Below are 21,513 nucleotides of genomic sequence, written 5' to 3'. Positions count from 1 at the left end.
GCCTCGGTAGACTCGGCGGCCGCCACTGCCCCTTCGGCGAGAGGGACCACCCACCGTGCGACTGCGCTGCGCCGTACTCGACGACTATCAGGGGGTGGCGACCGAGGCGGCCGACTGGTCGCCGGTCGCCGACCGGGTGGAGGTCGTGTCCCACGGCACCCACTTCCCGGACGAGGACGCCCTCGCCGCGGCGCTCGCGGACGCCGACATCGTGGTCACGCTGCGCGAACGCGTGCCGTTCCCCGGCTCGTTGATCGCCCGGCTGCCGCGGCTGAAGCTGCTGGTCGCCTCCGGCATGCGCAACAGCGTGATCGACTACGCCGCCGCCGACGCGCACGGCGTGACCGTCTGCGGTACGGCCTCCTCCTCGACCCCGCCCGTCGAGCTGACCTGGGCCCTGCTGCTGGGCCTCGCCCGCGGCATCGTCCAGGAGGGCAACGGACTGCGCGAGGGCGGCCCCTGGCAGCAGACGGTGGGCGCCGACCTGCACGGCCGCCGGCTCGGGCTGCTGGGCCTGGGCAAGATCGGCGGGCGGGTGGCCCGGATCGGCCTGGCCTTCGGCATGCGGGTGAGCGCCTGGAGCCAGAACCTGACCCGGGAACGCACCGACGAGGTCGGCGTCGAACTGGCCTCCTCCAAGGAGGAGTTGCTGCGGACCGCCGACTTCGTCTCCGTCCACCTGGCGCTGGGCGAGCGCACCCGCGGCCTGCTCGGCCCCGCCGAACTGGCCCTGCTCAAACCGACCGCCTACCTGGTCAACACCTCGCGCGCGGCGATCGTCGACCAGGAGGCGCTGCTCGCCGCGCTGCACGAGGGCCGCATCGCGGGTGCGGGCGTGGACGTCTTCGACACCGAGCCGCTGCCCGCCGGCCACCCGATGCGCACGGCCCCGCGGCTGCTCGCGACACCCCACCTGGGCTATGTCTCGCGCGCCAACTACGCCACGTACTACGGCCAGGCCGTCGAGGCGATCGGGGCCTACCTCGCGGGCTCCCCCGTACGGCGGCTGCCCGTCGGGTCCCCGCCGCCGGTCCCGAACCGGGCGTAGGCGGGCTCAGGCGGGCTCAGGCGGTGCCCGTCCGGGCGGAGTCCGCCGGGCGCACGTAGACGCCGTCGCTCCGACGCAGGTGACCGAAGTCCACCAGGTGGCGCCGGAGCGTCACATGGTCGACCTCGCCGTCCTCGCACCACGCGCGCAGCTTCTCGTCGACGGTGCGCTCCGGGTACTCCACGCCGGGTGCGAAGGTCTGCTCGGCGATGTGCCGCAGCACCACCTTCTTGCGCGTCCAGCGTGCGGGGAGACGCACCAGCCGGCCGTTCCTGACGAAGGTCCGCACGATCATGTCGCCCGGTCCGTCGCCGCCCGCCGCGGCGGTGTCCCGGGGCGCCCGCGACTCCGCACGGCCGACGCGGGCCAGCTCCCGGAAACGGCCGTGGGCGACGACGAGTCCGCCGTCGTCCCCGGACGTCACCACGCCCTGCTCCCGCAGTCGGCGCAGCGCGCCGGCCGTCTCCTTCGCGGAGAGGCCGGCCGCCCCGGCCACCTGCGCGGCGTCGCCCGCGCCCAGCGCCACGGCCGCGAAGGCCCGCACCCGGCTCTCCTCGGCGAACAGGGCGGGCAGTGCCGCCAGGGCGGACGGCATGGACGAAGACCGCGAGGTTTCGGCGGCCTCGGTGGACGAGTCGGCTCGGTCGTTCGGCATGCCGGGAGGCTAGTGGACACACCGGTGCGCACGGGAACGGTTTTCCGCCGGAGCCGCCGCTCCGGTCCACGCGTGGACCACGTGTGGACCTCGCGTGGACCTCGCATGGACCGCGTGTTCAAAAAGGGTGATCCACACATTCCCCCCGTGACCCGCTGCGGCCGGATGCGTTGAACCGGCAGTGCGGCGGCGCGTCCTGCCGCCGCGCTCCCCGAGTCAGAAGGAGAACGTGATGTCTCGCATCGCGAAGGCCGCCGGTGTCGCCCTGGGCGCCGGAGCCGTGGTGCTCAGCGGCACCGGCATGGCCATGGCGGACGCGGGCGCGGCGGGCGCGGCCGTCGGCTCGCCCGGTGTCCTGTCCGGCAACGTCGTCCAGATCCCGGTGCACGTGCCGGTCAACGTCTGCGGCAACACCATCGACGTGATCGGCCTGCTGAACCCGGCCTTCGGCAACGCCTGCGAAAACGGCGACGACGACGACAAGAGCGGCGGCTACGGCGGCTGAGTCCGCAAGACGCCCGAGGAGCCCCGGCCTTCCCGGCCGGGGCTCCTCCCGTATTGGCCTAGGCGTAGCGGTAGATCCGGCCGACGTCCTCCAGTTCGTCCGGTGTCACGTCCCACGGCGGCAGCTTCTCGTGCCGTGCGACGATCCGCCCGCGCTGTGCGCTGCCCCGGCCGGGCGGCTCGGCGGGCAGGTAGCGGGCGCCGCGGTGGCGGGCCTGCCAGCGGGACCACTGGAGGTCGATGAAGGCGTGGTGCAGCCAGAACACCGGGTCGTTGACGGAGGCGCCGCCGACCATGGCCCCGCCGACCCAGCGGTGGACCCGGTTGTGGTTGCGCCAGGACACGCTGCCGCGGCCCGCCCCCCACCCCTCCAGCTTGTTGCGGAACCCCTCGCGGACCGTGGAGTCGTAGGGCGAGGTGTCGTACTTCGCATCGTCCAGCGCCCACTCCAGGTCGCTCCTGGAGGGCAGGCCGAGGGGGTCGGCGGAGCGTCCGAGGTCCCGGGTGAGGTACTCGGTGTCGGTGACGTTCTCCCTGATGGTCCAGTTGCCCCCGGCGTGGGCGAAGGGGCCGGTGGTCACCCGGTGGTCGGACCGCCGCCCGGTGCCGCCGAGGAGGTCGGCGGTCCAGGGCGCCGACTTGGCGCTGCGGTCCTTGGTCCAGTCCCAGTACGGCACCGTGACCGACGGGTCGACCCGGCGCAGCGCCTCCTCCAGGTCCAGCAGGAACCGGCGGTGCCAGGGCAGGAAGGACGGCGCCATGTGCGCCGTACGCAGGCCGTTCTCGCCGTCGGAGACGTAGTACTCGATGTGGGTGCGCACGAACTCGTCGTACTCCCCGCGTCGCTTGATCTCCAGCAGCGCGTCGACGAACCGCCGCTTCTCGGTGCGGGTCAGCGTGCTGACGTCCTTACGCGTGTACGCCATGCCGCCCCCCGGAGTGCCGGCCGTGGTCCGTGGACGGGGTGTCGCGCAGGTGCTCGCCGGGGCCGAGTTCGTCGACGGCGCCGCGGGCCGCGGCGAGCGGGGTGGGGTACGACCGGTAGTGGTCGACCATGCTCAGCCAGCTGCCGTCCGCGCGGCGCATCAGGTGCAGCGGCCGGCCGTCCACGGTGACCTGCCAGCTACCGGCGCCCACCGCCCGCCCCGCGGCCGAGCGGATACCCCGGATGCGCCGCCCGCGGTAGGTCTCGTCGAAGGCGCCGCCCTCGGCCCCCTCGGCTGCCCCTTCAACGGACTCGGCGGACTCGGCGGACTCGGCGGCGTGCGGCCCGGGGTGGGCGGAACGCCGTCCGGTGGTGGCGGCCTCCGCGGCCCCGGAGGGTCGTGAGGCGGCGATCAGGGGCGCCAGACCGACGGCGAGGGCCGGGGCGAGCAGCCCCCGCATCACCTGCCGTCGGGTCCCGGACCCCGGCCCGCCTCTCGCCGCGTCCTCCGCCGTGTACTCCCGCTCGGCGCCGTTCGCCGTCGCGCCCGCGTTGCCGACCATGGCTCACTCCTCTTCCGGTTCGGTTGGTCCGCACCGCTAACCGAACGGCGGGCCCCGCGGTCACCGCCCGCAGGGCCACTCGGAGCACGACCTCTCCGGGAGCGAGGCCGTCGGGGGGCTACAGACCCGGTCCGACGCCCAGGTCGGCCACCGGAACCGTCTGGACCACCGGGGCGAGCACGCCGACCTCGGGAAGCTTGGGCGCCGGCAGGCCGAGGGCCTCGGGGTTCGGCGCGGTGAGCGGGGCGTCCAGGGACAGTCCCGGCGCCAGGGTGCGCAGCCCGGCGGCGGGGGCGTCGACACCGGCGTGGTCGAAGTCGTCGCCGAGGACGTGCGGCAGCGGCTGGCGCACGTCGACGCCGGGCAGCCCGCCGCGCACCGGCAGTTGCGGCAGCGTCCGCTCCGGCAGCAGCCGGCCCTCGACGTACCGCGGGCCCTTGGGCGCGCCCGCCGTAGGCACCGGCAGCTCGCCGGCCACCTCGGGCAACTCCATGCCGAGGGCCGTCTCCGCGCCGCCCAGCGGCACCGGCACGGGAACCGCGCGGGCCGCGGCGGCGGGGGTCGCGGCTACGCCGACGGCGGCGGCCACACCGGTGACCACGGCGGCCAGGGTTCGTCTGGTGGTCGGCTTCATGACAGGCACGGTCCCTTTCGAGAAGGCGGGAGGTTCGGCTTCGGGAGGGCGGGAGGTACGGCTTCGGGAAGGCGGAGGCAGGACGGGAGCGGGAGCGGGGGCGGGGTGGTTCAGCCGCCCAGCGGAAGGCCGCCCAGCAGGCCGTTCGCGGAGTTCAGCTTCGTGGTGGCGCCCTTCACGGTGTGCAGGACGGAGTCCTTGTTCTCGGTGTCCAGCGCGTCGGACCGCGCTTCCGACTGGTGCTTGATCGGCATGACGTCGATGGGCTCCGCGGTCAGCGCGTTCACGGCGCCGTTGAGGCTGGTGGGCGTGAGCGCGGCGGCGTCGGAGGCGTCGTAGGCGAACGCGGGCACGGCGGAACCGGCGGCGGCCAGGGAACCGGCGACGACGGCGGCGGCCTTGAGGGACTTCGACTTCATCGTGTTCCTTTCTTCGGCGACCCGTGTCACCGGAGGGTGTGCTGACGCCCTCCCTAACGACCTGCGCCGGGCCCGGAAACTCCGCCGTCCGGAAGACATATGAGATCTCCGGGCACGGAAAGGGCCGCCGCGCCTCCGAATGGGGGAGGCGCGACGGCCCGGGACGCCGTGGGGGCGTCAGGAGGGGTTCGCCGGTGCGGCGGCCTCCGGAGCGGCCGCCTCCGGCGTCGTGGCCTCGGGCGCGGTCGGTACGCCGGGCAGGCCGGCCAGGTCCGCGGCGGGCAGCCCGTTGCCGACCATGGTGGCGGCGACGACGTTGACGATGCCGGTCATCAGGTCATTGACGGCCGGGGTCACCTGCTCGGCGGTGCCGGAGGTGGTGGCCTTGACCAGGGCGTCGATCTGCTTCTGCAGCGCGGCGTTCGCGCTCGCGGTCAGGTCGGAGGCCGCCGCCGTCCCGTCGTCGCCCGGCGCCGAGACGGGCGCCGTGACGGGCGCCGGCAGCGTGACCGGGGTGTCGGTCCCGGCCTCCGGCGCGGTCACGGCCGGCGGCTGGGCCGGGGTGGCCGTGCCGGGGGTGGTCGCCGCGTCGTCGGCGTCCGTGTCCGCCGCGTCCGCCTTGGCGAGGGCGTCCTTGACGGCGGCGGAGAGCTTGTCGGCGTCCGTGGCGGAGAGCTGGCCGTCGTCGGCCTTGAGGACGGCGGTGAGCATGTCGGTGACGGGCGTGAGCACGCCGCCCAGAGCGGCCAGGCTGCCGACCTGGCTCTGCAGTTCCTCGGCGTCGGGGAGGGGTGCGCGGGACGCCGCGTGGGTGCGTTCCCGGACCGAGTCGCCGTCGGCCGCCATCACCGCCGGACCGGAGATACCGATCAGCAGGCCGGCGCAGAGAGCGGAGGTGGCGATTCGCCGTGCGGGCAGACGCATGGGGGTTCCTTTCGGTGGTGCGTCGGATGTTGTGCCCACCGTGGAAGCGCCCTCGGCGCTCTGCAACGCAGGCGGCGGCCCGGGGCGCCCGCCCGCCCTTCTCAGGGGTCGCGTCTTACCTGGTGAGACGCCCTGTCAAGGTCCGTGCGCCGTGTCGCGGCCCGGTCCCCCCATTCGGGGCAGCACAGCGCCGTCCGCCCGGCAACGCGAACCGGCCGCCCGCTCGCGGAGGAACCGCGGTACGGACGGCCGGTGCGGCAAGTGGTGAGCCGACGTCAGTCGTTCTCGCACTCGTTGCCGAACGCCGGGTTCAGCAGGCCGATGACGTCGATGGTGTTTCCACAGACGTTGACCGGGATGTGGACCGGGACCTGCACCACGTTGCCGGACAGGACGCCCGGGGAGTGGGCGGCGGCGGCCTGCGCGCCGCTGTCGGCGGCGGCGACACCGGCGGTGCCCGCCACCGCGGCGGCGGCGACGGAGGTCAGGGCCAGGCCCTTCGCGATACGCGACATGGAGAAGTGCTCCTTGGGGTTGTACACACATCCGGGCGGCTGCCCGGCGCAGTGTCAACGCGTGGCACGGGCGCGAGTTGTGCCGCCAAAGGGGTGATCTCGCGAAATACCGGCGTTCACAAATCCAACACACTTACCCGATTTCGCCGTATTAGTACGGATAGCAGCTAGAGTCCCACACCATTCGACGCACCCATTCGACGCACCCATTCGACGCACCCGTTCGACGTATCCCGTTCGACGCACCCGTATGGCGAGGAAACGCGCATGCACCTGCCACCGACCGGCTTGCGGCCACGGGTTCTGCACCTCACCCAACCGGTGGACGGCGGGGTCGCACGGGTGGTGGCGGACCTGACGCGGGCTCAGCTCGCCGCCGGACTGCGCGTCGCGGTCGCCTGCCCCGCCGGGGACCTCGCCGACCGGCTGCGTGCGCTGGGCGCCGATGTGCGGCACTGGCCGTCGACCCGCTCGCCCGGCCCGGCGCTGGTGGGGGAGGTACGGCGGCTCGTGCGCGTGGTCGAGGACGTACGGCCCGACCTGGTGCACGCGCACAGCGCCAAGGCCGGTCTGGCCGGGCGGCTGGCCGTGCGGGGCCGGATCCCGACCGTGTTCCAGCCGCACGCCTGGTCGTTCGAGGCGGTCGGCGGGCCCGCCGCGCTCCTCGCGCTCGGCTGGGAGCGGTGGGCGGCGCGCTGGACGGCGCGGACGGTGTGCGTGAGCGAGGCGGAACGGCTGCGGGGGACGCGGGCCGGGCTGCGCGGGCCCTGGACGGTGATCCCGAACGGCGTCGACCTCGCCGGCCCGTCCGCCGACGCCCCCGGCAAGACCCCCGCCGACGCCTCCGCCGACGCGGCCGGTGTGCGGCGGCTCCACGGCGTCGGCCCCCACGCGCCGTTGGTGGTCTGCGTGGGCCGGCTGTGCCGGCAGAAGGGCCAGGACGTCCTGCTGAGCGCCTGGGAGTCCGTCCTCGCGCGGGTGCCGGGCGCCCGGCTGGTCCTCGTGGGCGACGGCCCGGACCGCGCCCGGCTGACCGCGCGGGCCCCGGCGTCCGTGCTGTTCACGGGGACCGTCGCCGACGCGGCCCCTTGGTACCGGGCCGCCGACCTGGTGGTCCTGCCGTCGCGCTGGGAGGGCATGGCCCTGGCCCCGCTGGAGGCGATGGCCTGCGGGCGGCCCGTGGTGGTGACCGACGTGGACGGTGCCCGCGAGGGCCTGCCGCCCGCTCTCGTACCGCACTGTGTGGTGCCGCCCGAGGATCCGGCGGCGCTGGCCGACGTCGCCGCAGCCCTGCTGCTCGACGCGCCGCTGCGGGCGTCGCTCGGCCGCCGGGGGCGGGCGCACGTGCGGTCCGCGCACGACGTACGGCACACGGCCGGGGCGGTGGCGGCCCTGTACGGCGACCTCTTGTACGGCGGCCTCCTGGACGGCGTACGTCCCGCGCCCGCGGCGCACACCGACGGCGACGACAGCAGCGGCGACATCGGCGACAGGCCCGCGGCCGTGCGGCGGTCGGCCGTCGTGCCCATCGAGTGCAGGGAGTCCACCTACCCGTGAGCGCGGAAAGCACCGTTCCCTCCCCCGCCGGCCGGTCGCGCGACCTCGGCTCCTCCCCCGTCTCGGTGCTGCCGCCGCGCGACGGCACCGCGGGCCCGCGGCTGCCCGACCGGCGCCCCGCACCACGGCAGGACTTCCCGCTGCCGCTGCTCGTCGCGGACGGCGCGGCGGCCCTGCCGGGCTCGCTGGTCCTCACCGGTACCCCGCACCAACCCCTGCTCGCGGCCCTGCTGGTCGCCGCCTCGCTCCTGCTGCGCCCGCGCCCGGCCCGGCGGTCCTCCGGCGCGCTGGACGACCTGCCCGCCCTGTGCGGCCGGATCGCGGTGGTGTGGCTGGTGCTCGCGGCGCTCCTCGCGGCGTACGCGCCCACGCACGCGCTGTCCGCGCGCACCCTGTGTGCCGGTTTCCTGCTGCACGCGGTGACGGGCTGCGCCGGCCGGGGCGCGGTGCACCGCAGACACCGTACGGCGCTCCTGAACCGCCCCCGCGCCGCCCTGGTCGTCGGTCCCGCCGCGACCGCGCGGCGCGTGGCCTCGGCGCTGCTGCGCCACCCGCGCTGCGGGCTGCGCCCGGTCGGGATCGTCACCGGCGGGCCGGGCGGCACCGCGGGCCTGCCGGTGCTGTCCACGGACGAGGAGGTGCGGCGGGCGGTCGTCCAGAACGGCGTACGGGACGTCGTGGTCGCCGGCTCCCCGGTGAACCCCTCGGCACGGCCCCGGCAGGCGGCGCTGCTGCGGACGCTGGCCGAGTCGGGGTGCAGGGTGTGGGAGTTGGACGCCGAGGCGCCCGAACACGCCGACGCCCCCACCCGCCCGGCCGGGGACCGCATCGCCGGGTTCGCCTGCCGGCGCCTGGAACCGGCGGCACGGCGCCCCGGCGGCGCGGGCAAGCGGATGCTGGACGTCACGGTCTCGGGGGTGCTGTTGCTGCTGCTGAGCCCCCTGCTGCTGACCTGCGCGGCGGTGCTGCGGGTGGTGGGCGGTCCCGGGGTGCTGTTCCGCCAGGAGCGGGTCGGGGAGGGCGGCAGGCCGTTCACGCTGCTGAAGTTCCGCACCCACCGCCCGGCCGACGAGCACGAGTCGGCGACCCGGTGGAGCGTGGCGGACGAACGCCGGATGCCGTGGTTCTGCCGCTTCCTGCGGCGCACCTCGCTGGACGAGCTGCTGCAGCTGTGGAACGTCTTCCGGGGCGACATGAGCCTGGTCGGCCCGCGTCCCGAACGCCCGTACTTCGTGGCCCGGTTCAGCCAGACCCACCCCGGTTACGCGGCCCGCCACCGGGTGCCGGCCGGGATCACGGGCCTGGCCCAGATCAACGGGCTGCGCGGCGACACCTCCATCGAGGACCGGGCCCGCTTCGACAACGCCTACATCGACGACTGGTCGCTGTGGCGGGACGTCTGCATCCTGCTGCGCACGGCCGCCGCGCTCGTACGTCCCACGGGGAGCTGACCCAGGTGGCCCACGCCCTGCCCCTGCCCCTGCCGCCGACGGCGCGCGTACGGCGGCTGCCGCCCGTGCTGGCCGTGGTCGCGGTCGTCGCGCTGCTCGCGCTGCCGCTCGCCCCGGACGACGGGGGCGGCGCGCACCCGGCCGACGCGGTCTCCGCGCTGGCGGTGCTGTACTGCGCGCTGCGGCTGGTGCGGGACCGGCGGCGCCCCCTGTCCCGTACGGCGGCCGTGGTGCTCGGGCTGCCCGTGCTCGGCCTCGCGGTCGCCGCGGCGGGCGCCGTGTCGCCGGGGGCCGGACTCGCGGGCCTCGGCCGCTACCTCCAGGTCTTCGTCCTGGTCCCGGCCGCCGTCCTGCTGCTCGTCCGCGACCGGGCCGACGTACGGCTGCTCACCTGGTCGATGGTGGGGCTGGCCCTGTGGCAGGGGGCGGTCGGGGTGCACCAGTACGCGACCGGGACCGGCGCGTCCTACCAGGGCGAGCGGATCCGGGCCGTGGGCACCTTCGGGCCGCAGGACGTGATGGGGATGGCGACCGTGGTCTCCCTGGGGATGGTCTGCGCGGTGGGTCTTGCGCTGGGCCGGACGCCGGTGCGGCAACGGCTGTTCGCCGCCGGGTGCGCGCTCGTCCTGCTGCTGCCGCTCGCCCTGTCGTTCAGCCGCGGGGCGTGGATCGCGACGGCGGTGACCTGCGCGGTGCAGCTGCTGCTCGCGGGGGTGCGCAGGGCGCTGGCGGTGGGGGCGGCCGCGGTCGCGGCGGCGGTGGTGCTGGTGGGCGGCTTCGGGGTCGGTACGGCGATGCTCCAGGAACGGGTCGGCAGCATCACGCGGGTCACGGACGCCCCCGACCAGTCGGTGACCGACCGGTACACGATGTGGGCGGCGGCGGCCGGGATGTGGCGGGAACGGCCGCTGACCGGCGTGGGGCTGAAGGGCTTCCCCGAACACCGCGACGCGCACGCCTCGCTGGCGCTGTCCTCGGGCAGCGAGACGGACGGCGCGGGTGCCGGGTACCGCAGGCAGCCGCTGCTGTCCCCGCACAACATGTATCTGCTGGTGCTGGCCGAGCAGGGGCTGACCGGGCTGCTGGCGCTCGCCGGGAGCTGGCTGGCGCTGCTCGTGCTGGGCCTGCGCCGACTGCGCGCCGCACGCCGGGAACACGGGGCGGTGCCGGACTGCGCGTTCGTCGCCTGCGGGCTGCTGGTGTGGCAGCTGACCGACTTCGCGTACGCCGACATCGGCGGGCCGTCGACCGTACTGACGGCGGTCTGCTTCGGGCTGGCTGCCTGCTGGGCGCTCGGCCTCCAGACCCAGGAGCTGGCGGAGCGGTGACGGCGCACGGGGCGAGAGGGACGGGCGGCGCGGACGGTACGGCCGGGAACACGGTCCCACCGACCCGCACCTCGGCCCCGGACGCGGGCACGGCGGGCACGGCGGGCACGGCGGGCACGGCGGGCACCGTGGGCACGGCGGGCACGGCGGGCACCGTGGGCACGGCGGGCACGGCGGGCACCGTGGGCACGGCGGGCACGGCGGGCACGGCGGGCACGGCGGGCACCGTGGGCACGGTGAGCACGGTGAGCACTGCGGGCACCGCAGGCACCGCAGGCACCGCAGGCACGGTGAGCACCGCGGCCACAGCCGCCACAGTGGGCACAGCGGGCACAGCGGGCACAGCCGCCGCAGTGGGGATCGCCACCACAGCCGCCACCTCGGACACCGCAGGCACTACAGCCACAGCAGCCACCGCGGACCACGCACCGCACGTCGGCGCCCGGGACGATGCGCCCCGGGCGGTCGCCCGGACCGCCGCGCCCGCCACCGGCACCGCAGGCAACCCGGCCACAGCAGCCACCACGGACCACCCACCCCACGTCGGCGCCCGGGACGACACGCCACCGGCGGTCGCCCGGACCGCCACCCCCGCCACCCGCACCCGCACCCGCACCACCGCACCGCCCCCCGACACCGGGGCCGCCGCCGAGGAGAGCCGGTCCTCAGGGGGATTCCTCGCCCGCGCCGCCCTCGTGACGGCCGTGCTCTCGGTGGCCGGGTCGGTGCTCGGGCTGGTGCGGGACCAGGCGCTGGCCCGGTTGTTCGGGGCCGGCAGCGAGACGGACGCCTTCCTGGTGGCGTGGACGGTGCCGGAGTTCGCGGCGACGCTGCTCATCGAGGACGGGCTGGCCTTCGCCCTGGTCCCGATGTTCAGCCTGGCGCTGGCCCGCCGCGCCCGGGGCGCCCCGGGCGACCAGGTCCGCGCGCTGGTCGCCTCGACGCTGCCCAGGCTGGCCCTGGCCTTCGCCGCCGCCGGCGCACTGGTCGCCGCGGCCGCGCCGGTGCTGGTCAGGGCCCTGGCACCGGGGCTGCCCGACCAGGCCCTCGCGGTGGACTGCACCCGGCTCACCGCCACCTGCGTCGTCAGCTTCGGGCTCGCCGGGTACTGCAGCGCGGCGCTGCGGGCGCACCGCCGGTTCCTGGCACCGGCGGCGATCTACGTCGCCTACAACACCGGCATCGTCACGGCGATGTTCGTGCTGGGCGGGCGCTGGGGGGTGCGCTCGGCGGCGGTCGGGGTCGCGGTGGGCGGTGTCCTGATGGTGGTGGCGCAAGTGCCGTCGCTGCTCGGGCAACTGCGCCGCCGGGGCGGCGGCGAGCGCCCGCCGCCGGGCACCGGTGACGACGCGCGTCCCCTCGCCCTCGCCCTGTTCGCCACCGTCCTGCTGTTCGCTCTGTGCCGCCAGTCCCAGGTGCTCATCGAGCGCTTCCTCGCCTCCGGGCTCCCCTCCGGCGCCATCTCGCACCTGAACTACGCGCAGAAGGTCGCCCAGATCCCCATGACGCTGTCGCTGATGCTGTGCACGGTCACCTTCCCGGTGGTCGCCCGCGCGCTGGCCGACGGAGACACGGAACGGGCCCGCGGCCGGGTCGAGCGGGACGTGGCGCTGGCGGCCGCTCTGGTGCTCCTCGGCGCGGCCACCGTCGTGGCCTGCGCGCCGCAGATCGTCCAACTGCTCTTCCAGCGCGGCGCGTTCACGGCGGCGGACACGGCGGCGACCGCGGGCGTCATGCGCGTGTACGCCCTCGGGCTGCTCGGCCAGACCGTGGTGGGCGCGCTGGCCCGGTCCTACTTCTCCGCGGGCCGCGCCTCCTGGTACCCGTTCGGCGCGATGGGCGTCGGTGTCACCGCCACCGCCGCCGTCGGTGCCGCCGCGGTCGGCCCGTGGGGCGTGACCGGCATCGCCGCCGCCAACGCCACCGGCATCACCGTCACCGCCGCCCTGCTGCTCGCCGGGATGGGCCCGCGCAGCGTGCCGGTGCGGGTCCGGCGGGTCCTGGGCGACCTGGGCCGGCCCGTGCTGGCGGCGGCCGTGGCGACCGGCGCGGGCGCGCTCGCGGCGGAGGGCGTCACCGACGCCGGTGCCGCCGTTTCGCGGGCCGCCCTCCCGCTGGCCGTCGGCGCCGCCACCGTCGCCGGTGTTTTCGTCGTCCTCTGCCTGTCCCTGGGCGTCCGGGACCCGGGCCCCGCCCGTCTCCTACACCCCGTCACCCGAAGGCTCCCTCCCCGAAGGCTCCCTACCCGAAGGCTCCCAACCCGAAGGCTCCCTCATGGCCGTTTCCGCTTCCGGTTCCCCTGCCGCGACACCGACCGTTGACGCCCGCCCCGGCCCCGTCCCCTGGGTGGCGATGTACCACTCCGTCGGCGACCGCTCGGACGACCCGTACCGCATCACGGTCACGCCCGACCGGCTGGACGCGCAGCTGGGCTGGCTGCGGCGGCGCGGGCTGCGCGGCGTGCCGGTCGGCGAGCTGCTGGCCGCCCGCGCCCGGGGCGGCGGCCGGGACCTGGTGGGGCTGACCTTCGACGACGGGTACGCCGACTTCGTCGAGCACGCGCTGCCGTGCCTGCGGCGCCACGGCTGCGGGGCGACCCTCTTCGTGCTGCCGGGGCGGCTCGGCGGCGTCAACTCCTGGGACCCGCTGGGCCCGCGCAAGCCACTGCTGACCGCCGACGGCATCCGGCGGGCCGCCGCCGAGGGCGTCGAGATCGGCTCGCACGGCCTCACGCACGTCGACCTCACCACCGCGGACGACGCCGTGCTGGGCGCCGAGACCGCCGGGAGCAGAGCACTGCTCTCGGAGCTGGCCGGCGCTCCGGTCACCGGCTTCTGCTATCCGTACGGCACGGTCGACGCCCGCGCCGCCGACGCCGTGCGCGCCGCCGGTTACACCTACGCCTGCGCCATCGACCCCGGCCCGCTGACCGGCCCGTACGCCCTGCCGCGCGTGCACGTGGGCCAGAGAGACACACCCGTACGGCTGTTGCTGAAGACCCGGCTGCACCGCCTGCGCCGCCGGGCCGCGGCGGGGGTGTGAGGTGACGGACGTGAAGGCCCTGCACATCATCACGGGTCTCGGCGTCGGCGGCGCCGAGCAGCAGCTGCGGCTGCTCCTGCGTCACCTGCCCGTCGACTGCGACGTGGTGACGCTCACCAACCCCGGCCCGGTCGCCGACGGGCTGCTGGCCGACGGCGTGCACGTCGTCCACCTCGGCATGACCGGCAACCGCGACCTGGCCGCGCTGCCCCGCCTGGCCCGGCTCATCCGCACCGGCGGCTACGACCTCGTGCACACCCACCTCTACCGCGCCTGCCTCTACGGCCGGATCGCCGCCCGGCTGGCCGGGGTGCGGGCGGTGGTCGCCACCGAACACTCCCTGGGCGACTCCCAGATGGAGGGCCGCCCGCTCACCCCGGGCGTCCGCGCCCTGTACCTGGCCGGGGAGCGCCTGGGGAGCGCCACGGTCGCCGTCTCCCCCACCGTCGCCGACCGGCTGCGCCGCTGGGGGGTGCCCGCGCCCCGCATCGAAGTGGTGCCCAACGGCATCGACCTGGCCCGCTTCCGCTTCGACCCGGTCCGGCGGCTGCGCACCCGGCGCCGCCTCGGCCTGCCCGAGGGCGCGTACGTCGTCGGCGGCGTCGGCCGGCTGGCGGCGGCCAAACGCTTCGACGTCCTGGTCCGCGCCCTGGCCCTGCTCCCGCCCGACTGCTGGCTGCTGCTGGTCGGCGGCGGCACCCAGGAGCACCTGCTGCGCCGCACCGCCCGCGAGGCCGGGGTCGCCGACCGTGTCCTGCTCACCGGCGAACGCCCGTGCCTCTCCGACGGCTCCCCCGGCCCCGACCTGCCCGCCCTCGCCGCCGCGATGGACGTCCTCGCGTCGCCGTCGCCGGAGGAGGCCTTCGGCCTGGCCGCCGTGGAGGGGCTCGCGTCGGGGCTGCCGGTGCTGTACGCCTCCTGCCCGGCGATCGAGGACCTGCCTCCCGAGGCGGCGCCCGCGGCACGACGGGTCGCCGGTGGTGCCGCGGAGTTCGCGCGCGCCCTGGCCGAGACCCGCGCGTTGCACGGTCCGGTCCCCGGCATGCGCACCGCGCCCGAGGCGGCCCGCCACTACTGCGTCACCCGCAGCGCCGCCCGGCTGATGGACGTGTACGCGACCGCCCTCACCCGACCGCTGCCCCCGCCCCCGCCCCCGCCCCCGTCACCGTCATCGTCATCGTCACCGGCATCCCAGGGAGTCAGTTCCGCATGACCGAGCCCCTCACCCACTCCCCGGCCGCACCCGCGACGGACGACGGGCCCGCACCCCCCGCGCGCCCGCACCGTGTCCGGGCCGCCCTGCGCCGGGTCCCGCGCCGCCTGCGCTCCCTGCCGCCGTGGTCCCCGCTCGCGGCCGGCGTCCTCGCCGGCGGGCTGCTCGGCGCCGGGTACGGCCTGGTCGCCACCCCGCGGTACACGGCGACGAGTTACGTCGTCGCCGTCCCCGCCGACCAGTCCGACCCGGCGTCCGCGCTGGGCTTCGCGCAGGCCTACGGCCGGGTCGCCACCCAGCTCGCGGTGCTCGGGGACGCCCAGATGTGGGCCCACGTGCCGGTGGCGACCCTGGAGCGGAGCGTGCGCACCGCGACCTCGCCGGACGCGCCGATGGTCTCGGTGACGGCCACCTCCGCCGACCCGGAGGAGGCCGCCGACATGGCCAACGCCGTCGCCCGCGCCCTGACCCGGCACGCGGCGGACTCCGCCGCCGACACCCACGTGGAGCTGCGGCAGTTCGCCCGGGCCACCGAGCCCACCGAGCCGTCCTCGGCGTCCGCCGCCGTGACGGGCCTGGTGGGCGCGAGCGCGGGCGGACTCCTCGGCGGGCTGGCCCTGCTGGTCCGGCCGCGCCGCGCCGCTCGGGGGCCCGGCCGCGCGGCGGCGCCCGTACCCGGACCGGCGCCGGCGGCCGACGTCCGCGGACAGCTGTGACGCACCGCAGGCCGCCGCACCCGGGCCCGCTCCCGCCCGGTCACACCCTCGAACTGGTCACCGACGAGGGCGCCTTCGCCGAGCTGGCCACGCAGTGGCGGCGGCTGTACGGCCGGTGCGCCGCCGCGACCCCGTTCCAGAGCCACGCCTGGCTGCTCTCCTGGTGGCGTTCGTACGGTTCGGCCGGGCGGCTGCGGCTGGTGCTGGCCCGCGAGGGCGGCGAACTGGTCGGCGCGGCGCCACTGACGCTCGTACGGCGCCCGGTTCCGGCGCTGGTGCCGCTGGGCGGGGCGATCTCGGACTACGGGGACGTCCTGCTGGACGACGAGCGCGGCCCGCAGGCGGTGGCCGCGCTCGCCGCGGGCCTCGCGGCGGCGGCCCGCACCGCGCTGGTCGACCTGCGCGAGGTACGGCCGGGTGCCGCCGCCGAACGGCTCTACGCGCACTGGCACGGGCCCCGGCAACGGCTCGCGGACTCGCTCTGCCTGGAGCTGCCCGCCCTCCCGATGGACGAGCTGGTCGCCCGGCTGCCCTCGGCCAAGGCCAGGCAGCGGGTCCGCGCCCAGCTGCGCCGCCTGGACGCGCTCGGCGTCAAGGGCCGTCCCGTGCTGCCCGACGAGACGGAGGCGGCACTGCACCGGCTCCTCGACCTGCACCGGTTGCAGTGGCGGGGGCGCAAGGTGACCGGCGAGCACCTGCGGACCCGCTTCCGCGAGCACCTGGTGGGGGCGGTGGGGCCGATGGTGCGGTCCGGGGACGCGGTGGTCACCGAGTTCCGGATGGCCGACGAGGTGGTGGCCGTGGACGTGACGCTGCTGGCCCACCGGTCGGCCGGGGGCTATCTGTACGGCGCGCATCCCCGGCTGCGGGAGCGGAAGGCGGACGTGGCGGTGATGCTGCTGGACACCTGCGCCGAGTACGCCCGTGCCCCGGGGCGCTCCACGCTGAGCCTGCTGCGCGGCAACGAGCCGTACAAGCACCACTGGCGCCCGCGGCCGGTGCCGAACCAGCGGCTGCTGCTGGCCCGCCGGCGCACGGCCCCGCTGCTGGCGGCGGCGCTGGCCGACGCCGCCGCCCGACGGCGGGGCAAGGAGCTGCTGCGGCGGCGGGCCGAGCGGAGGGAGCGCGACGGTGGCGGCAGCTGACCGGGCCGGCCGCCACCGCGGCACCCTCCGCCCGCCGCTACTTGTTCCGCTGCTTGTCCCGCGCGTACCAGTCCAGGCGCATGCACAGCTTCCCGCCGAGCCAGTACTCGACCCAGTCGCCCAGCTCCAGCGGCGAGCAGCTGGCCGGGGGCTCGGGCACGGTGGACGGCACCGGGGGCACGGGCGGCGCGGTGGGAGTGGTGGGCGGGGTGGGAGTGGTGGGCTCCGGGGGTGTCGGGGCCGTCGGCTCGACCTCGTCGCTGCGGCCGAAGAGCACGGACCGGTAGACGGCCGTGGAGCGGGGATTGTCGTCGCACTGCCACACGCCGTGCGGGCAGTAGTCGGTGACCGTGTTGTACACGGGCTTGTGCTCGTCCATCCAGGCGAGCATGCGCCGCATGTAGGCGGCGTTGTCGCCGTTGCGGAACAGTCCCCATTCCGGGTAGGAGACGGGCTTGCCGTGCGCCTTCGCGAAGTCCACGTGCGCCTGGAGCCCGTACGGCTCCTTCACCTGTTCGTCGAAGGACATGCCGCGCGGCTGGTCGTAGGAGTCCATGCCGATGATGTCGACGGTGGCGTCGCCGGGATAGCACCGCGTCCAGGGCACGGCGTCCCGGCCGCGGCTCGGCGCGAAGTCGAACCGGAACTTCTGCCCGGGCACCGCGCGCATGGTGGTGACGATCCGGTTCCAGTACGTCTTCCACGCCTCGGGGTCCGGTCCGCAGCGGTGGGTGTAGGTGGTGCCGTTCATCTCCCAGCCGAGCACCAGGACCGTGTCCGGCACCTTGAGGGCGACCAGGCGTTCGGCGAGGGCGCGGAAGTGGTGGTCGAAGCGTCCGGCGGCGCCCTGGCGCAGCAGGTCGCGCACCTCGTCGTCGTCGACGTGGTCCTCGTTGCGCTCCATCATGGGCACGTTGAGGACGAGCATCCGGTCGGCCTTGCGGGTGCGCCAGTCGGCCCACACGTCGAGGAAGCCGGGGGCGCCCTCGATGTTGCTCCAGCGGTCGCCGGGCAGGTAGGTGTGGCCGACGCGGAGTTCGGCGCCGCCCAGCCAGTGACTCAGCGCGGCCATCCGGGCCACGCCGCGGGGGCCGTAGTCGAGGTAGGCGCCGAACGCGGGTGTCTTCGCCGGGGCTCCGTGCGCCGGGGCCGCGGGTCCGTGTGCCGGGGCCGCGGGTGCGGGCGCCGGCGGGGTCGGTTCGGCGGCGGCCGTGGAGCCCGCCGCGGCCACCAGCGCCGCCGCCGCGACCGCCGCCGCGACGCCTGCCGGCCGCCTGGACCGGTTCCGTGACTGCCGTACGGGCATGCTGGCTCCTTTCCTCGCCGTGAATTCCGCTTGCCTACTGACACCCAGTCACATGAGTCACCATCACGCCACCGCCGTTACGGCTTTCGAGTGCGCCGATCGCCCGCACCGGTGAACCGGTCCGAGAACCGGTCCGAAGACGAAGGAAGTCTCCCGTGTCGCTGTTCGACACCCGTGTCCCCGCCGTACTGCTGCGGATCGACCGGAATCCCTTTCACCACGGAACGCTGGGTGCCGTGCGCTCGCTCGGCCGCGCGGGGGTGGACGTGCACGTGGTCGCCGACTGCGCGGACAGCCCCGTCCGCGCCTCCCGCTACGTGACCGGGCTGCACACTCCCCCGCCGCCCGGCGCGCCGCCCGCCGAGATCGCGGCGGCCCTGCGCCGTGTCGCCGCGCGGATCGCGCGCCCCGCCGTGCTGATTCCGATGGACGACGCGTGCGCCGTCGCGGTGTCCCGGGCGCGGGCGGAGCTGGCCCCCTTGTATCTGCTGCCGGACCAGCCGGGGGACCTGCCCGCACGCGTGGCCGACAAGGCCGAACTGGCCCGTGTGTGCGCGTCGCTGGACGTCCCGCACCCCGAGACGCTGGTCCCGGACGGCGCGGCGGAGGCGGCGCGGGCGGCGTGGCGGCTGGGCCTGCCGGTGGTGGCGAAGTGGAGCCGCCCCTGGCTGGTGCCCCCGGGCGGCGGGCTGCGCAGCACGGTGCTGGTGCGCTCGGCGCGGGAGGCCGGGGAGCTGTACCTGCGGGCCGAGGAGGCGGGCAGCCGGCTGCTGCTCCAGGCGTTCCTGCCGCCGGGCGCCGACCGGGACTGGTTCTTCCACGGCTACGCCGACCGCTCGGGCGCGGTCCGGGCGGGCGGTCCCGGCCGCAAGACGCGGGCCAGACCGCGCGGCGCCGGTCTGACGGCGGTGGGCCGCTGGACGCCGAACCCGCAGGTCCAGGCGCTCGCCGAACGGGTCACCGCGGAGCTGGGCTACCGGGGCGTCTTCGACCTCGACTTCCGTCGCTGCGGCACGACGGGCCGCTATCACCTGCTCGACTTCAATCCGCGCCCCGGCGCCCAGTTCCGGCTGTTCGCCGACACCGCCGGACTGGACGTCGTACGGGCCCTGCACCTGGATCTGACCCACCGCCCGCTGCCGCAGGGGGCGCCGCGGCCGGGGCGGGCGTTCGTGGTGGAGAACTACGCGCCGCTGAGCGCCCTGCGTCCGGCCCGCGCGGGACACGGGGGGCGCGAGCTGGCCTGGCACGCCCGGGACGACCGGGCGCCGGGCCGGGCGCTGTGGGCCCTGTGGGGCCGCCATGTGAGCGCCCGGCTGCGGGACCGCGCGCTTCGGGGGCGCGCTGCCCGGCCGGACGCCGCGGCCCCGGCCCGCGCCCGCGTCGTACGCCAGGGCTCCGCCCCCGCCGCGGACCGCACCGGTGTCTCCGACCGCCCGGAGGAGGACCGGGCCGGCCGCCACTGAGGTGCCCGGGCGCGACGACGGACAGCACATCGCCCCCGGCGGGCCGTGGGAGGGCCGCCGGGGGCGACGGGACGAGCGGGGGTGGGCTCAGCGGCCCGAGAGGGCCCGGCCCCTGCGGTACAGGATCGCTCCGCCCGCGATCAGCACGGCACCGGCGGCCGCGGCGCCCAGCGTGCCCTCGCTGCCGGTCTCGGCCAGGACGGGCGGCTGCTCCGTCTGGGGAGCCGGCGGGGTGTGCTCCTCCTCGGACGGCGGCGGGGGCTCCTCTTCGCCCGAGGGCGGCGGCGGCTCCTCGTGGGTGGGCGGCGGGGGCTCCTCCTCGCCGTAGCCGGGCGGCGTGGTGGGGGGCGGCGGCTCCTCCTCGCCGTAGCCGGGGGGCTCCTCCGCGTCGTTCTCGCACTTGTTGCCGAAGACCGGGTTCAGCGCGGCGATGACGTCGACGGTGTTGCCGCAGAGGTTGACCGGTACGTCGACCGGGACCTGCGCGTTGTTGCCGGAGCCGACGCCGGGCGAGCCCTCGGTCGCGCCGTCCGCGTGGGAACCGGACGACGAGGCCGAAGTCGAGGACGATGAGGAGGAAGAGGAAGAGGACGAGGACGAGGCGTCCGACGCTTCCTCGCCGTACCCGCCGCCGTTGCCGTCGGTCTTCTCGTCCGAGGTGTTCTCGCACTCGTTGCCGAAGGCCGGGTTCAGGGCGGCGATCACGTCGACGGTGTTGCCGCAGGCGTTCACGGGCACGTCGACGGGGAGCTGGAGGGCGTTGCCGGACACGGCGCCCGGGGAGTTCGTGGCGGCCCCGTCCGCATGCGAGTCGGCAAGGGCGGGGCTGCCGCACAGGGAAAGGATGCCCGTCGCGGCGGCAGCCGCGACCATCCCCCTGCTCAGGGTCTGTCGCACTCTGGTTGTCTTCCTGCTTGGAGAGATGAGAGATGAGAGATGACCGGAGAACGCTCCGGGGGGACTGGCTGCAGAAAGGGGAAAAGCCGGCCCCGAACCAAACGAGTTGGCCAAGGCCGGCCGTGACGCAGCCGGTCGGCTGGTACGGAACGACGTCAGTCGTTCACGCACGTGTTGCCGAACGCGGGGTTCAGCAGACCGATCACGTTGATGCTGTTGCCGCACACGTTGACGGGAACGTGCACGGGAACCTGGATGACGTTGCCGGACAGGACGCCCGGGGAGCCTACGGCGGCACCCTCGGCGCCGGCGTCGGCGAAGGCCGGGGCGGCCATGCCGAGGGCCATGATCGCGCCCGCGACGACAGCAGCGCTCTTCTTCATGAACTTTCCCTTCTCTGCGGTCATGCCTGAATGACGGCCGAAACCGCGCGAGCACAGCATTGACGGCTCGCACCATGACCTGCAGCCTGCAAACGAGGAATTGACGGCCGGGGAAACTGACGAACGTGGGACACCCGGAAATTCACTCAAATGCCTCACGATCCGGTCCGGCCGTTCCCCCAGGAGAGCGACGACGTCGATCCGCTCCCCGGCGAAATCCCGTCCCGTTCACGGCCGGGCGGCCCACGCGGAAGTCAGCGGGCCGCCCGTACCGGGCTGGGCTGGGCTCAGCGGCCCTCGCCGTTCGCCGACAGCACCGACAGGTCCTCCAGGACGTGCGACACGGCGCCGTCACGCTTGGCCTGCGTGGAGTTGTCCGCGCACTGCTGGTTCAGGTCGTCCGCCAGGACGTTGATGTCCTGGATCGGCACGAGGTTGATGACGGCGACGTTGACGTCCTCGACACCGAGGCACGGCTTGTTCAGCGTGCCCTCGACCAGCGAGAGCTGGGGGCTCATGTCGCCGTCGGTGGCCGAGTTGCCGAACGCCGAGGTGGCGCCGTTGCCGTTGGCCACGGCCGGCCCGTTGTCGTCCCCGATGGCCAGGGCCTGGGGAGCGGCGGCAGCCGACATGCCGATCACAGAAGCGGCAGCCGCCGCGGCGACCATTGCCTTCTTGAGCACTTCGCGTTCCTTTCGTCGTAGCGACGCACTGTCCTACGGCCTCATCAACCCGGTGGGCGATGATTGGTTGCGGGCGTTCACCCGGTTGGCCCGCACGGGATCTCAAAAACGCCGCAAAAATCCCCGGAATCCCGGGGGA

22 protein-coding genes are annotated in these 21,513 nt (G+C 75.5%); 11 read left to right on the top strand and 11 right to left on the bottom strand.

Annotation, left to right across the window (positions count from 1 at the left end):
• The first annotated feature begins 55 nt into the window (after window positions 1-55).
• Window positions 56-1,048 (top strand): D-2-hydroxyacid dehydrogenase family protein, encoded by a 993-nt coding sequence (locus ACFV9J_RS04910; RefSeq protein ID WP_385349884.1) that lies wholly within the window; start codon window positions 56-58, stop codon window positions 1,046-1,048.
• A gap of 16 nt (window positions 1,049-1,064) precedes the next feature.
• Here the strand turns inward: ACFV9J_RS04910 and ACFV9J_RS04905 are convergent, their stop codons facing one another.
• Complete coding sequence (locus ACFV9J_RS04905) at window positions 1,065-1,643, bottom strand: DUF2087 domain-containing protein (protein ID WP_385350116.1); 579 nt, start codon at window positions 1,641-1,643, stop codon at window positions 1,065-1,067.
• 292 nt (window positions 1,644-1,935) lie between these two features.
• On the opposite strand from ACFV9J_RS04905, the gene chpF reads away from it, so the two are divergent.
• Complete coding sequence (chpF, locus tag ACFV9J_RS04900; protein ID WP_385349881.1) at window positions 1,936-2,208, top strand: chaplin ChpF; 273 nt, start codon at window positions 1,936-1,938, stop codon at window positions 2,206-2,208.
• Between the two features lie 58 nt (window positions 2,209-2,266).
• On the opposite strand, the gene ACFV9J_RS04895 is transcribed toward chpF, so the two are convergent.
• The 6 genes from ACFV9J_RS04895 to chpG all read right to left on the bottom strand — a co-directional run bounded on the left by ACFV9J_RS04895 (window position 2,267) and on the right by chpG (window position 6,187).
• A complete protein-coding gene (locus ACFV9J_RS04895) occupies window positions 2,267-3,133 on the bottom strand; it encodes a tyrosinase family protein (protein WP_385349878.1) in 867 nt (288 codons plus the stop codon).
• Window positions 3,117-3,695 carry a tyrosinase family oxidase copper chaperone gene (locus ACFV9J_RS04890; protein WP_385349875.1) on the bottom strand — a complete coding sequence of 193 codons (579 nt, stop codon included), beginning with the start codon at window positions 3,693-3,695 and terminating at the stop codon, window positions 3,117-3,119. Before ACFV9J_RS04890 ends, ACFV9J_RS04895 begins: the two co-directional genes overlap by 17 nt.
• 118 nt (window positions 3,696-3,813) lie before the next feature.
• A complete protein-coding gene (locus tag ACFV9J_RS04885; RefSeq protein ID WP_385349872.1) occupies window positions 3,814-4,329 on the bottom strand; it encodes a hypothetical protein in 516 nt (171 codons plus the stop codon).
• A 110-nt stretch (window positions 4,330-4,439) separates the two neighbouring features.
• A complete protein-coding gene (locus ACFV9J_RS04880) occupies window positions 4,440-4,748 on the bottom strand; it encodes a hypothetical protein (RefSeq protein WP_385349870.1) in 309 nt (102 codons plus the stop codon).
• Window positions 4,749-4,925: 177 nt separating this feature from the next.
• On the bottom strand, window positions 4,926-5,672 hold the full coding sequence (locus tag ACFV9J_RS04875; RefSeq protein ID WP_385349867.1) for a hypothetical protein: 747 nt from the start codon (window positions 5,670-5,672) through the stop codon (window positions 4,926-4,928).
• A 275-nt stretch (window positions 5,673-5,947) separates the two neighbouring features.
• The gene (chpG, locus tag ACFV9J_RS04870) at window positions 5,948-6,187 is read right to left on the bottom strand and encodes a chaplin ChpG (RefSeq protein WP_007449696.1); all 240 of its coding nucleotides are present in this window, start codon (window positions 6,185-6,187) and stop codon (window positions 5,948-5,950) included.
• 267 nt (window positions 6,188-6,454) lie between these two features.
• Here chpG and ACFV9J_RS04865 point away from each other — a divergent pair, with 267 nt between their 5' ends.
• The 8 genes from ACFV9J_RS04865 (at window position 6,455) to ACFV9J_RS04830 (ending at window position 16,639) form a co-directional block, all read left to right on the top strand.
• Window positions 6,455-7,744: a glycosyltransferase gene (locus ACFV9J_RS04865; protein WP_385349864.1), complete on the top strand. Its 1,290-nt coding sequence runs from the start codon at window positions 6,455-6,457 to the stop codon at window positions 7,742-7,744.
• Window positions 7,741-9,195 (top strand): sugar transferase, encoded by a 1,455-nt coding sequence (locus ACFV9J_RS04860; protein WP_385349861.1) that lies wholly within the window; start codon window positions 7,741-7,743, stop codon window positions 9,193-9,195. Before ACFV9J_RS04865 ends, ACFV9J_RS04860 begins: the two co-directional genes overlap by 4 nt.
• A 5-nt stretch (window positions 9,196-9,200) precedes the next feature.
• Complete coding sequence (locus ACFV9J_RS04855) at window positions 9,201-10,523, top strand: O-antigen ligase family protein (RefSeq protein WP_385349858.1); 1,323 nt, start codon at window positions 9,201-9,203, stop codon at window positions 10,521-10,523.
• Window positions 10,524-11,218: 695 nt separating this feature from the next.
• Window positions 11,219-12,844 carry a murein biosynthesis integral membrane protein MurJ gene (gene murJ / locus ACFV9J_RS04850; RefSeq protein ID WP_385350113.1) on the top strand — a complete coding sequence of 542 codons (1,626 nt, stop codon included), beginning with the start codon at window positions 11,219-11,221 and terminating at the stop codon, window positions 12,842-12,844.
• Between the two features lie 31 nt (window positions 12,845-12,875).
• Window positions 12,876-13,565: a polysaccharide deacetylase family protein gene (locus ACFV9J_RS04845; RefSeq protein ID WP_385349856.1), complete on the top strand. Its 690-nt coding sequence runs from the start codon at window positions 12,876-12,878 to the stop codon at window positions 13,563-13,565.
• A 10-nt stretch (window positions 13,566-13,575) separates the two neighbouring features.
• On the top strand, window positions 13,576-14,778 hold the full coding sequence (locus ACFV9J_RS04840) for a glycosyltransferase (RefSeq protein ID WP_385350110.1): 1,203 nt from the start codon (window positions 13,576-13,578) through the stop codon (window positions 14,776-14,778).
• Window positions 14,775-15,494: a lipopolysaccharide biosynthesis protein gene (locus ACFV9J_RS04835; RefSeq protein WP_385349853.1), complete on the top strand. Its 720-nt coding sequence runs from the start codon at window positions 14,775-14,777 to the stop codon at window positions 15,492-15,494. The genes ACFV9J_RS04840 and ACFV9J_RS04835 overlap by 4 nt, the downstream gene beginning before the upstream one ends.
• Window positions 15,491-16,639, top strand: a complete 1,149-nt coding sequence (locus ACFV9J_RS04830) for a GNAT family N-acetyltransferase (RefSeq protein ID WP_385349850.1) — start codon at window positions 15,491-15,493, stop codon at window positions 16,637-16,639. The genes ACFV9J_RS04835 and ACFV9J_RS04830 overlap by 4 nt, the downstream gene beginning before the upstream one ends.
• Before the next feature lie 37 nt (window positions 16,640-16,676).
• Here ACFV9J_RS04830 and ACFV9J_RS04825 read toward each other — a convergent pair whose 3' ends face one another.
• Window positions 16,677-17,945, bottom strand: a complete 1,269-nt coding sequence (locus tag ACFV9J_RS04825) for a glycoside hydrolase family 26 protein (protein WP_385349847.1) — start codon at window positions 17,943-17,945, stop codon at window positions 16,677-16,679.
• A 155-nt stretch (window positions 17,946-18,100) separates the two neighbouring features.
• Between ACFV9J_RS04825 and ACFV9J_RS04820 the strand changes: the two genes are divergently transcribed.
• A complete protein-coding gene (locus tag ACFV9J_RS04820) occupies window positions 18,101-19,411 on the top strand; it encodes an ATP-grasp domain-containing protein (protein WP_385349844.1) in 1,311 nt (436 codons plus the stop codon).
• An 87-nt stretch (window positions 19,412-19,498) separates the two neighbouring features.
• Here the strand turns inward: ACFV9J_RS04820 and chpA are convergent, their stop codons facing one another.
• The 3 genes from chpA to rdlA all read right to left on the bottom strand — a co-directional run bounded on the left by chpA (window position 19,499) and on the right by rdlA (window position 21,374).
• Window positions 19,499-20,308: an LAXTG-anchored chaplin ChpA gene (gene chpA, locus ACFV9J_RS04815; RefSeq protein ID WP_385349842.1), complete on the bottom strand. Its 810-nt coding sequence runs from the start codon at window positions 20,306-20,308 to the stop codon at window positions 19,499-19,501.
• Between the two features lie 155 nt (window positions 20,309-20,463).
• A complete protein-coding gene (gene chpD / locus ACFV9J_RS04810) occupies window positions 20,464-20,691 on the bottom strand; it encodes a chaplin ChpD (protein ID WP_302180929.1) in 228 nt (75 codons plus the stop codon).
• 287 nt (window positions 20,692-20,978) lie between these two features.
• Complete coding sequence (rdlA, locus tag ACFV9J_RS04805; RefSeq protein ID WP_385349839.1) at window positions 20,979-21,374, bottom strand: rodlin RdlA; 396 nt, start codon at window positions 21,372-21,374, stop codon at window positions 20,979-20,981.
• Between the last annotated feature and the right edge of the window lie 139 nt (window positions 21,375-21,513).

Origin of the sequence: Streptomyces sp. NPDC059906 (genome assembly GCF_042730645.1) — a bacterium.
Classification (GTDB): domain Bacteria; phylum Actinomycetota; class Actinomycetes; order Streptomycetales; family Streptomycetaceae; genus Streptomyces; species Streptomyces rubrogriseus.
This window is presented reverse-complemented; position numbering and strand designations above follow the sequence as displayed.